This window comes from Parabacteroides sp. ZJ-118 (assembly GCF_011038785.1).
Classification (GTDB): domain Bacteria; phylum Bacteroidota; class Bacteroidia; order Bacteroidales; family Tannerellaceae; genus Parabacteroides.
Genome location: NZ_JAAKDT010000018.1, coordinates 12951 through 25537, shown reverse-complemented (window position 1 = coordinate 25537; position 12587 = coordinate 12951). Strand labels below are relative to the sequence as shown.

The 12587-nt window shown below is 48.0% G+C and carries 8 protein-coding genes; 3 read left to right on the top strand and 5 right to left on the bottom strand.

The window, feature by feature from the left end:
* Window position 1: 1 nt before the first annotated feature.
* A complete protein-coding gene (locus tag G7Y39_RS06550; protein ID WP_165156242.1) occupies window positions 2-706 on the bottom strand; it encodes an SAM-dependent methyltransferase in 705 nt (234 codons plus the stop codon).
* A 53-nt stretch (window positions 707-759) separates the two neighbouring features.
* Here G7Y39_RS06550 and G7Y39_RS06545 point away from each other — a divergent pair, with 53 nt between their 5' ends.
* Complete coding sequence (locus G7Y39_RS06545) at window positions 760-2151, top strand: rRNA cytosine-C5-methyltransferase (RefSeq protein WP_165156241.1); 1392 nt, start codon at window positions 760-762, stop codon at window positions 2149-2151.
* Between the two features lie 3 nt (window positions 2152-2154).
* On the opposite strand, the gene G7Y39_RS06540 is transcribed toward G7Y39_RS06545, so the two are convergent.
* The 4 genes from G7Y39_RS06540 to G7Y39_RS06525 form a co-directional block, all read right to left on the bottom strand.
* On the bottom strand, window positions 2155-4233 hold the full coding sequence (locus G7Y39_RS06540; RefSeq protein WP_165156240.1) for an RNA degradosome polyphosphate kinase: 2079 nt from the start codon (window positions 4231-4233) through the stop codon (window positions 2155-2157).
* 124 nt (window positions 4234-4357) lie between these two features.
* Window positions 4358-5476 carry a hypothetical protein gene (locus tag G7Y39_RS06535; protein ID WP_165156239.1) on the bottom strand — a complete coding sequence of 373 codons (1119 nt, stop codon included), beginning with the start codon at window positions 5474-5476 and terminating at the stop codon, window positions 4358-4360.
* A 66-nt stretch (window positions 5477-5542) separates the two neighbouring features.
* The gene (lipA, locus tag G7Y39_RS06530) at window positions 5543-6388 is read right to left on the bottom strand and encodes a lipoyl synthase (protein WP_165156238.1); all 846 of its coding nucleotides are present in this window, start codon (window positions 6386-6388) and stop codon (window positions 5543-5545) included.
* A gap of 3 nt (window positions 6389-6391) precedes the next feature.
* Window positions 6392-8566: a S9 family peptidase gene (locus G7Y39_RS06525; RefSeq protein WP_165156237.1), complete on the bottom strand. Its 2175-nt coding sequence runs from the start codon at window positions 8564-8566 to the stop codon at window positions 6392-6394.
* Between the two features lie 225 nt (window positions 8567-8791).
* Between G7Y39_RS06525 and G7Y39_RS06520 the strand changes: the two genes are divergently transcribed.
* Window positions 8792-9757, top strand: coding sequence for a TIGR01212 family radical SAM protein (locus G7Y39_RS06520; RefSeq protein ID WP_165156236.1), 966 nt, complete (start codon window positions 8792-8794; stop codon window positions 9755-9757).
* Between the two features lie 68 nt (window positions 9758-9825).
* A complete protein-coding gene (locus G7Y39_RS06515) occupies window positions 9826-12504 on the top strand; it encodes a calcium-translocating P-type ATPase, PMCA-type (RefSeq protein WP_165156235.1) in 2679 nt (892 codons plus the stop codon).
* The last annotated feature ends 83 nt before the right edge of the window (window positions 12505-12587 follow it).

Below are 12587 nucleotides of genomic sequence, written 5' to 3'. Positions count from 1 at the left end.
CTTATTTATAGATTAGGAAAATCGTAGGCTTCTTGCTCAGGTCGGGAACTTTGCCCGCCCATTCCTTGACCGGGCGAGTGTGGATATACTCATCCTCACAAGTTATATTTGAGGCGATACAGAGTTTCGTAGACGGACGGCACGAACGGATCAACTCCTCGGCCAGTTTATTATTCCGGTAAGGAGTCTCGATAAACAATTGCGTCTGATGCTCGGAATAAATCCTTCCCTCCAATTTCTTGATCGTGTTCGTTCGCTCGGAAGCATCAATCGGCAGATAACCGTGAAAAGCGAAACTCTGCCCGTTGAAGCCTGATCCCATCACCGACATCAAGATAGACGAAGGCCCTACCAACGGTACCACCGGATAATCTTTCCGTTGGGCGATGGCCACTACGTCAGCGCCCGGATCCGCGATCGCCGGACAGCCCGCCTCCGAGATCACGCCTACGCTCTCGCCTTTCGCCAAAGGAGCCAGATAGCCGGCGACTTGTTCCGGCGAGGTATGTTTATTCAGTTCATAAAATGTCAAGTCATCGATCACGATCCCCGGCTCCACCTTTTTCAAGAAACGGCGTGCCGTACGCACGTTTTCCACGATAAAATGCCGGATAGATACGACCACGTCACGGTTGTACGCAGGCAAGACACGGCGATGTTCCGTATCGCCCAAGGTAACCGGTATAAGGAAAAGAGAAGCTCGCATACTGTTTGTTTTCCGCGAAAGTAGTACTTTTGCCGCAAACTAGCAGAATAATCATGGCACTTCCTATTGATTTTGTTACCCGTACACAGGCTTTACTTGGCGAGGAGTTCGATTGTTTAGAGGCAGCGTTAAGCGCTGATGTTCCCGTAAGTATCCGTATCAACCCGATGAAAGGGACTCCTGCTCCCAAAGCAGGTGCTCCGGTCGCTTGGTGCGAGAGCGGTTTTTATTTGCCGGAACGGTTATCTTTCACCTTCGATCCTCTATTCCATGCGGGGGCCTATTACGTACAGGAAGCGTCTTCCATGTTTCTGGAACAAGCGATCAAGGCATATGTAAAAGAGCCGGTACGTTGCTTGGATTTATGCGCCGCCCCGGGCGGCAAGTCCACGCACCTGGCGAGCTTATTGCCGGAGGGTAGTCTGCTCGTCAGTAACGAGGTGATCCGCAGCCGGAGTTATGTATTGGCCGAAAATATCGCTAAATGGGGCCGCCCGGACACGATCGTTATCAATAATGACCCGGAAGAGATCGGCGAGGCATTGCCTCATCAGTTCGACGTGATCGTCACCGACGTACCTTGCTCCGGTGAGGGTATGTTCCGGAAAGATACGGATAGCACAGGCGAATGGAGCATAGATAACGTACGGCTTTGCGCCTCTCGCCAACGGCGCATCATCCATGATATCTGGAACGCCTTGAAACCCGGAGGTATCTTGATCTACAGCACGTGTACCTATAATACGGAAGAGAATGAGGAGAACATACATTATATAATAGAGGAGCTGGGAGCCGAGGCATTGCCTATCCCTACCCAAGAGGAATGGCAGATCACCGGCACCCTCCGGTTTGAACATCCGGTTTACCGCTTCTTCCCGCATAAGACACGGGGCGAAGGCTTTTCCCTCGCCGCCCTCCGGAAAGCGGAAGGCGAGATCGAGGAGATTCGCATCAAGTCCAGAGGGAAAAAAGAGCGGGGAAAAGCCGCTCCGTCCATCCCACAGGAGACCCATCTGTTCCTTTCGGATGAAACCTCATTTTCTCTCGAATGGAACGACCGTTTCCTTCGAGCATATCCAAAAGCCCATTCGGATCTATTTTCACTCATCAATACCAAGCCTTTACGAGTACTCTCCGCCGGTATTTGCCTGGGCGAAGCGAGAGGGAAAGACTTTATCCCGTCCCAAGAACTGGCTTTAAGCACCGCCTTACCCCCCAACGCCTTTCCATCCGTAGAGCTGGAATGGGAAGACGCTATTAAATTCTTAAAGAAGGAGACACTCGTCTTACCTTCCGGTACAGATAAGGGATATGTGTTGATACGCTACCAAGGACTTCCGCTGGGTTTCGTAAAGAACCTTGGCAACCGAGCCAATAACCTGTATCCGCAAGAGTGGCGTATACGGACGGGATATATTCCGGATGAAATCAAACTGTTTTTATGACAATCACCGTATGGATTTATTTCTCAGATAATCATAGATAGCCAATTGCGAACGCACTTTTACCGGATTATCATCACATTTGAAATTATTACGTAACTCGCCATCCAGGTAACAAGCTTTCACGTTGTCACTCAGCTGGATATTTAATATATCGATTATCTCCCTCTTCAAGTCCGGATCAAGGATCGGGAAAGCCGTCTCGATCCGTCGGTTCAAATTACGACGCATCCAGTCAGCCGAGGTAAGGAAAAGATCCTCCTGACCGTCATTCAAAAAATACCAAACCCGGGAATGCTCCAGAAACATATCCACGATACGAGTAACCCGGATGTTCGCGCTATAAGGCTGGTCCGGTACCAGGCAACAAATCCCCCGGACAATCAGATCGATCTCCACCCCCGCCTCACTCGCATGATAGAGCTCCTCGATCATATGCTGGTCATGCAGTCCGTTCATCTTTAATACGATCCGGCCTTTCCGGCCTTCCTGCACATGCTCGATCTCCCGCCGGATCCTACGAGTCAATTCCGGGACCATATTGAAGCGGGCTACCAGCAAATGGCGGAAAGTAGGCTCTTTCATACGCCCCTCCAAAACAGCGAATACTTTATTGATATCCGTAATAATCTCAGTATTCGAGGTCAACAGCGCCATATCCGAATAGATCTTAGCCGTTTTCTCATTGAAATTACCGGTACTCAAATAGGCGAAATCACGCCGTTTAAGCCCCTCGGACGTATCCTTCCGAAGAATGACCGCGACCTTCGCATGGACTTTCAGGCCCGGAATACTATAAATGATACGAATACCGGCCTGCTCCATACGCTCCGCCGTACTCATATTATTCTCCTCGTCAAAACGGGCTTTCAATTCCACGAATACCGTCACTTTCTTACCATTCTGGGCAGCGCTGACCAGCGTATTAATCACAGCCGAATTCTCGGCTACCCGGTACTGGGTAATCTTGATCTCATCCACCTTCGGATCAAAGGCTGCCTCCATCAAGAAGCGGATCAAATAATCGAACGACTCATACGGGAAATGCAATAACACATCCCGCTTCTTCACGGCCTTGAACACCGACCCCATCTCATCGAGGAAAGGCACACGCATCGGCACCGGCGGCCGCTGTTCCAGATGCTTTCCTGCCGGATTCGGCAATTTCATCAAATCCTGCAAATTATTATATCGTCCACCCAGCACCAAGTCCTCCGACGTAATACCAAAGGCATCGCAAACAAAAGCCAGAAAATCATCCGGCATCGCTTGATCATACATAAAACGGCTCAAGGCTCCGATCTTACGCTTCTTCACCTTCTTACGGATATTCTCCACGATATTCGCCCGGCTCTCGTCATCCAAATAAATATCCGCATCCCGGGAAATCTTGATGCTGTAACAGCCATCAATCCTATAACCGGGAAAAACATTCTGCAAATTCGCACGGATAATGTCGTCGATAAACATGATATAATATTTCCCGTTGTGCGGAGGCAACTCGATAAAACGGGGAACTTTCGCGTAAGGGATCTTCATCAACGCATAATGATACTCGGGTACGAAGCCCGGCTCATTCATCCGCTTGCTCCGCTTAATCATACGGATCACAAGGTAAAGCCGACGATCCCGGATGAACGTACGTATATCACCGGCTTGAATCATGACCGGCGACAGGAATGGGAAAACCTCCTCATTAAAGAAATTATGGACAAACTCCTCATGGAAAGGTTCCGGCTTCTCATTCTGGTATAAGTAAATATTCCGGCGATTCAATTCCGGCAATATCTTCTCCGAGAAAATACGGTAATAGTCCCGTTGCTGGCGGTTCACCTCCCGGGTGATAGCCGCCAAGGTCTCTTCTGCCTCTGCGGCGCTCTCCTCCGAATAATTCTTTTTCATGATTACCCCCCGATGTTCCGCGACCCGGATCTCATAAAATTCTTCCAGATTCGAAGAATAGATAGAAAGGAACTTAATACGCTCATAAATAGGCAATGTATCATCTTCCGCTTCCAGCAAGACACGGTAGTTAAACGACAACCAGCTTAAGTCTCGTTTGAAATATTGATATGAATTCTCCATAATAATCTTATCTTCGGCGTGTAAATATAGATACTTTCGAGCAATAAAAGAAATTGTTATGATTAAAGTTGGATACCAAAGATTTGGAAGTCATAGGACTAAGGAAACGGGCATTGTAAGATGATTAGTTACCGCAGCAGAAACTCTCGGCGAAAAGAATCGTATTTTGCAAATAAGCGAACTCTTTCTCAAAATATTCGCTAAACACCCCGGAGTTCAGGTTCTCCTCGATTTGTTTCGTTGTCCAAAGCTTTCCGCTCTGGCGCTTACATTGATTCAATTGCTCTTCCGTGCGTAAGCAAACGACATAGAGAGATACCAAATGTTTCACCTTCTCGTTCTCAAATGTATAACGGATCAGGATGCGCGGAACAATTAATTTATCGTGCGCCAAACTTCCGAGAGTTTCTTTGACCGTACTATCTATGCGATGCCGGAAGAGCACGTAATTATGGAACGGATAATCCATCGTATCCGGAGAGACAAACTCATCTTTGCTTCGTCTCACCAAATATAACATACCATTATAAACAACGGCGATACGCACGATCGGATGATAGTATTTCTTGGGTAAGGAGCGGCTGACCGAACGGGCGATGCAGCCGATCACCTTTCCATTATCGTTCAATACGGGAACCCACATTTCCTTTTTCAGGCTACCTTGCATCAAGGACAAACGGATTTGCTCATAAACGAAGAGCAAAACACCGATCACCAATCCCAACTCCCGGTATAAGAAACGTTCGGTACGCATATTCTGCATCGTTTCCGGCAAGATACTATATAGCAAGATGATGAATAGATGCAACGTATACAGGTTCTGCACCAACTGAGCGAGAAAATAAAATTCGTTCAAGGTAGTACGGAGCAACGTACGTTTAAAAGAGGGGTATTTCGAATCGCGTATACGTTGTATGACCGTTCTCTTCGTGAACCCCACGATCGCTAACGCCACGACGAGTAATACTTCCGTAATAAGAGGAGAGTATATAAACAACACAGGTTCAAGCTTGAGACAAAGAAATACGGAATATAAGACCAATGTGCCCGCCGATGGCAGAAGCATAAATTGGTACACCCTATCCTTGCTCAACACTTGAAACAAAAAGATACAGACGAAACAGAACGTAGTTCCAATTATAAAGGATAATAAATAAGAAAAATAATTGTCCAAAAACATGAACAACAACAACGGCAATAGACCTATCACCTGATTATCCAGACCTTTCTTTACTCTGTTCATTCCTCCCCCTCTCTCTTTAGTCCTCTTTTATATTAATAACAACAAAGATTGTCAAAAGTTCATGAATCATATATGCTTTTCCGCATGGTATGACGAGCGTACCAGCGGAGCGCTCTCTACTTTCTTAAATCCTTTGTTAACAGCCTGTTTCCTATAATATTCAAAGCGTTCAGGAGTCACATATTCAGAGACGGGAATATTCTTGCGAGAGGGCTGTAAATACTGCCCGATCGTTAAGACAGAAACACCCGCGCGCAAAACGTCATCCATTAATTCAAGCACCTCATCCTCAGTCTCACCCAGTCCGACCATGATACCGGTTTTAGCCACTGTACCCTGCTCGGCGATTCGTCGCAAAACGGATAAGCTTACGTCATACTTAGCGGCGCTACGCACTTGCGGACTGATACGGCGTACAGTCTCCATATTATGGGAAATGATCTCAGGCGCCGCATCCACCACCTGATCGACCAGATCCAATCGTCCTTGAAAATCCGGGATTAAAACTTCCACGGTCGTTTGAGGATTCATCGCTTTGATCGTACGGATCGTATTTACCCAATGAGAAGCGCCCAAGTCCGGTAAGTCGTCACGGTCAACGGAGGTGATCACCGCATGCTTGAGATTCATTAAGCGGATGCTCTCCGCTACATTCGCAGGCTCTTTCGGATCCAACGGAAGCGGTTTACCTGTCAGCGTATTACAAAAACGACAAGAGCGGGTACAGATCTCACCACCGATCATGAATGTAGCTGTTCCCCGGCTCCAACACTCACCCATGTTCGGGCATTTACCACTTGTGCATATTGTGTGAAGGCAATGAGATTCAACAATACTTTTTGTCTTCGTAAATTGCTCATTTCCGCCAAGCCGGATCTTCAACCAATCCGGCTTTCTTACATGCTGCGCCATGGCCTACAAATTATTGAATAAATAATTGGCCATCTTCGTATACAAATGGTAACGGGTATTACCACCGTATATACTATGGTTCCGATCCTTATAAACATGCATATCGAACTGCTTACCGGCTTGAACCAAAGCCTCGGCATATTCCATTGTCTGCATAAAATGGACATTATCATCGGCGGTTCCATGAACCAACAATAACTTGCCTTGCAAGTCTTTCACACGTTGTAACGGAGAGGTAGCCGCATAGCCCTCGAAATTCTCTTGCGGGGTACGCATGAAACGCTCCGTATAAACGGTGTCGTAATATTTCCAGTCCGTCGGAGGAGCTACCGCGATACCCACCTTAAACGTTCCGTTTCCGGTACTCAAGGCCATCAACGTATTATAACCCCCGAAGCTCCAGCCCCAGATCGCGATGCGATCCTTATCGATATAAGGCAACTTGCCTAACGCTTGCGCAGCCTCCACTTGGTCTCTGGATTCCAGCTCGCCCATTCTCAAATAAGTACATTTACGGAATGCCTCACCGCGGGCACCCGTGCCGCGACCATCCACGCATACCACGATGATACCGTTAGCCGCCAGGTATCGTTCCCAATCGAAACCGTATTGATCCAACACTTGCTGGGAGTTAGGACCGCTGTATTGCGTCATCATCACCGGATATTTCTTCGACGGGTCAAAATCAGCGGGTTTTACGATCCAAGCGTTGAACTCATAGTCCGAGGCCGTATGCACCTTCATAAATTCCTTCTTGGCGAAAGCGTATTCTTTCAACTTGCTTTTCAACGCGGCGTTATCGAGCAAGACGCGTAGTTCCTTTTTGGACTTCGTCTCATTCACCGTAATCTTCGCCGGGGTATTCGCATTGGAATACGTATTCACGAAATAGGCGAAATTGTCGCTAAAGACCGCCTTATTCACACCCTCTTCCGTGGAGAGTTTCGTCTTCACGCCTTTCGCGTCGATCTTATAGATTGAACGGCGGATCGGGCTTTCCTCGGCAGACTCGTAATAGAAGGTCTTCGCGTTCTCATCCACGCCCAAGAACCTCGTGACATCCCAGTTCCCTTGGGTTACCTGACGTTGCATGACACCTGTCGGAGAATACAAATAGATATGGGAATAACCGTCTTGTTCGCTCACATAGGTAAACCCATTGTCCAAGAAGCGGATGGAAGTCAACCACTCCGAATCCACGTAGCATTTATTTTCCTCACGCAAAATCAAACGAAACACACCGCTTTTGGGATTGGCATAATACATGTTGAATACATTCTGCTGGCGATTCAATGTCATGACAGCCAGCTGATCCGAATTCCGCGTGAAAGTAATGCGAGGGATATAGAAGTCACCTTCCACCGGGACCTTCATTTCTTTGGTGTCTTTCGTAACTACGCTATAAGAATGTACGGAGACCTTTGAATTCTTCTGTCCAGCCTTCGGATATTTATACGCGTAATACCCCGGATAAAGGCCCTCACCATACACCTGCATGGAATATTCGGGTACCTCGGACTCATCAAAACGGACAAAGGCCAGATACTGGCTGTCGGGCGACCAGGCCATCAGGTTGGTCACCGAGAACTCTTCCTCATACACCCAATCCGTAATGCCATTCAATACCTTATTCAACGCACCGTCCTTGGTGACTTGCACCTCGGTATCGAAATCAAACTTACGTATCCAAATATTATTATCCCGTACATAAGCGCACATACGACCATCCGGCGAGAATGTCGGGATCATTTGCTTACCTTTGGCATCGGAAATCGGCTTCACATAGTTACGACGTACGTCATAGTCATAAACCATCGCCTTGCGGGAGCGGCGATAAATAGCCTCCGTATCTCTCCAGACCAAGATATGATGCCCTGTACTGCTGATTGTATATCCATCAAAGTCCGTAAAGGTACATTCGCGCGCTTTACGGGCATTGAACAAGGTATCCACCGGGTTTCCCGTTCGATAGGAATACTTAATGATCATACTTTTATCGGCGTTCATGGCTGTGTAGTGTTCTCCATCCGGAAGGGAACGCATCTCTCCGATTGCCGTCACCTGACGAAATTTCCCATCGGTTATTTCTTTTAAGTCAACCTGCTTGCTTCCGGTTTGTGCGGCCACACTCCCGAATACGCCCAACGAAAGCAATAAACTAAAACCTAATCGTTTCATTTATACTCTTATTTAATTCTGTTTAAGACGCGAAGTTAGTATAAAAAACGATACCACTAACAGAGATTCTCTATTTCCTCAGGTCAACATGTAGAGCAGCTATTTTTACGCGGCAGTACTTACTTGCCCCCAGAAAAAACGGGATTATGTTCTCGTCAAGACACGTACAGCTTTTTTTGGAAAAGACGTACGTGTTTTCCAAAAGACTTCGCTTACCTTTGCCCCATGGAAAAGACGAAACGATATTACGAATACGGAGTGTTCCTTCGGGAATGTTTTGACCATAAGATACAGAAGATCTCCATCAACGCCGGCTTCACTTGTCCGAACCGGGACGGAGCGAAAGGATGGGGCGGTTGTACTTATTGTAATAACCAGACCTTCAGCCCGGAATACTGCCATACGGAGAAAAGCGTTACCGAGCAATTAGAGGAAGGCGTACGCTTTTTTTCCCGCAAATATCCGGATATGCGGTATCTGGCCTACTTCCAAGCCTACACGAATACATACGACCGATTAGACGCTCTTATTCGCAAATATGAGGAAGCACTCGCCTTTCCCAGGGTGGAAGGATTGATTGTCGGCACTCGCCCGGACTGTGTGCCGGAAGATTTATTGGATTATTTCGCGGAGCTTTCCCGCCGTAAATTCGTCATGATCGAATATGGCTTGGAGAGTACGTTGGATAAGACCTTAGTCCGCATAAACAGGGGGCATACCCATGAAGAATCGGAATCCGCTATCCGTCGTACGGCGGCAAAAGGCATTTACACCGGGGCGCATCTGATACTCGGATTACCGGGAGAAAACCGGGACGAGCTATTACACCACGCGGTTGTCTTGTCACGCCTCCCGATCACGACACTTAAATTGCACCAATTGCAGCTCATCCGAAATACCCGCATGGCGAGAGAGTTCCAGGAAGATCCTTCGGATTTCCATTTATATACGGCTGATGAATATATCGAATTAGTGATTGATTTTATAGAACGACTGAGCCCCTCTATCGTTGTAGAGCGGTTCGTGTCACAATCCCCCAAAGAGCTACTGATCGCCCCGGATTGGGGTTTAAAGAATTTTGAATTTACCGCTAAGGTAAATAAGCGGATCGAGGAAAGGAATACGCGGCAAGGACGACTCTACGTTAACGCAAACTATCCAAGAAGAAGCTCCTACATACAAAAAGGTTAAACCCTTGTATATGTCGTATAACTTTACGTAATTTGCCGTCCTATTTTCTTAATTAGATTGATAAATTTATGGAGAAAAAACATCAGTACCGAGGATTAACCAAACAAGAAGTAGAAGAGAGCAGGCGCCTTCACGGCGAGAATGTACTTACCCCGCCCGAGAAAGCTTCGTTATGGAGCCAATTCCTGGAGAAATTCGAAGATCCTATTATTCGCATATTATTAGTGGCATGGTTCTTATCCATGATTATTGCCGGTGTACATTGCTGGGGGCCTGAGGCGAAAGGTTTTACGGCCTTCTTGGAGCCGATCGGCATTTTCTTCGCGATCATGCTGGCCAGTTGCGTGGGATTCTTCTTCGAGGTGAAAGCGAACAAGGCATTCGATATCTTGAATACAGTCAATGATGATATTTTAGTGAAGGTAATCCGTGACGGGAATATCTGCCAGATACCGAAAAAAGAGGTCGTCGTAGGCGACATCGTTGTTTTGGAGACCGGTGAGGAGGTTCCCGCGGATGGTCATTTGCTTGAAGCCATCTCCCTACAGATCAACGAATCCACGTTAACCGGCGAACCGGTTATCAGCAAGACAACCAACGAGGCGGATTTCGATACGGAAGCGACTTATCCGTCCAATGTAGCCATGCGAGGGACAACCGTCGTGGACGGACATGGTGTCATGCAAGTAGAAAAAGTGGGTGACGCCACCGGATACGGCAAAGTATACGAAGGCTCGCAAATCGAGAGCGATATAGAGACTCCCTTACAGATCCAATTGAGAAGTTTGGCCGGAGTGATCAGCAAAGCCGGGTATACGATCGCCGGAGTGACATTCGTCGCCTTGACCGCAAAATTCCTTTTATCGGACAGCTTCCCCGGGATGCCGACGATGGACATCATCGCCCATATCCTCAACTACTTTATGGTAGCGGTTACGTTGATCGTGGTATCCGTTCCGGAAGGATTGCCGATGAGTGTCACGCTAAGTTTGGCCCTCAGCATGAACCGTATGTTAAAGACGAATAACCTTGTCCGTAAAATGCATGCCTGCGAGACCATGGGAGCGACTACCGTAATTTGTACGGACAAGACCGGAACGTTGACACAGAACCAAATGCAAGTTTACCAGACGAAATTCTACAACCTAACGGGTCAGAAGCTAGGGAATGATGAGTTAAGCGACCTAATCAAAGAAGGTATCTCCGCAAATTCCACGGCATTCCTCGATTTCTCGGAAGAAAAGGTAAAAACCCTGGGAAACCCGACGGAGGCCGCCCTTTTACTCTGGCTGTACGAACAACATCTGAATTATCTGGAGTTAAGGGAGAATGCTACGATCCTGGATCAACTGACTTTCTCTACGGAACGGAAATATATGGCTACAATCGTACAATCACCGTTACTCGGCAGGAAGGTTCTTTACGTGAAAGGCGCTCCCGAGATCGTACTGGCCCATAGTAACCGGGTGGCGATAGACGGGACCTACAAACCGGTGGCGGAATGTAAAGCCGGCATCGAGAAACAATTATCGGATTACCAGAACCAAGCGATGCGTACGCTTGGCTTCGCTTACCAGATAATCGAGGATGGAAAGGATGGGGCCTTCTTCGTGGAGGGTCGTTTGCAGGATACGGATTTAACGTATCTAGGTATCGTCGCGATCTCCGATCCGGTACGTGCGGATGTACCCTCCGCCGTTCAAAGTTGCTTAGACGCGGGTATCGACGTGAAGATCGTCACCGGAGATACACCGGGTACGGCTAAAGAAATCGGGCGCCAGATCGGCACGTGGGAAGCGGATGATACCGACCGGAACATCATCACGGGTCCCGCATTCGAGGCGCTTAGCGACCAAGAGGCCTTGGCGCGTGTCTTAGACTTGAAGATCATGTGCCGTGCCCGTCCTACGGACAAACAGCGCTTGGTGCAATTATTACAGCAGAAAGGCGCCGTAGTAGCGGTTACCGGCGACGGCACAAACGATGCCCCGGCCCTGAAAGCGGCACAAGTGGGCCTCTCCATGGGCGACGGGACTTCTGTTGCCAAGGAAGCCAGCGACATCACGATTATCGACAACTCGTTCAGCAGCATCACCCGTGCGGTAATGTGGGGACGCTCCTTGTACCGGAATATCCAGAAATTCTTGTTATTCCAATTGACCATCAATGTGGCCGCTTGTTTGATCGTACTGTTGGGCTCTTTAGTAGGTACGGAATCTCCTCTGACTATCACGCAGATGTTATGGGTAAACTTGATCATGGATACATTCGCTGCCGGGGCGTTGGCCTCTCTCCCACCGAATGAGCGAGTGATGAAAGATAAACCTCGCCGGAGCGGCAAGGATGGAGATTTCATTATCACCCGCCCGATGGCTTACCATATTTTCGGTGTCGGATTCGCGTTTGTCATAATCCTGATGGGCTTGTTGTTCTATTTCCATGCGCAAGACGGTTTAACGCCGCACGACTTATCATGGTTCTTCAGCTTCTTCGTGATGCTACAGTTCTGGAATATGTTTAACGCGAAGGCCTTTATGGAAGGACGTTCCGCTTTCACCAATTTAAAGGACAGCAAGAGCTTCTTGCTGGTCGCTTTACTGATTTTTGTCGGTCAATACCTAATCGTCACTTTTGGAGGCGAGATGTTTAGCGTCATACCTTTGTCCTTGAAAGATTGGGCGATCCTTATCGGATCCTCCTCCTTGGTTTTATGGATCGGCGAGCTATTCCGGTTATTCAAAAGATAGCCATCTATCGTACGACTTGTAAAGACGGGGAATGCCCCGTCTTCACGACCGGGGAGTGAGGCGCGTGGAACCGTACCCGGGCG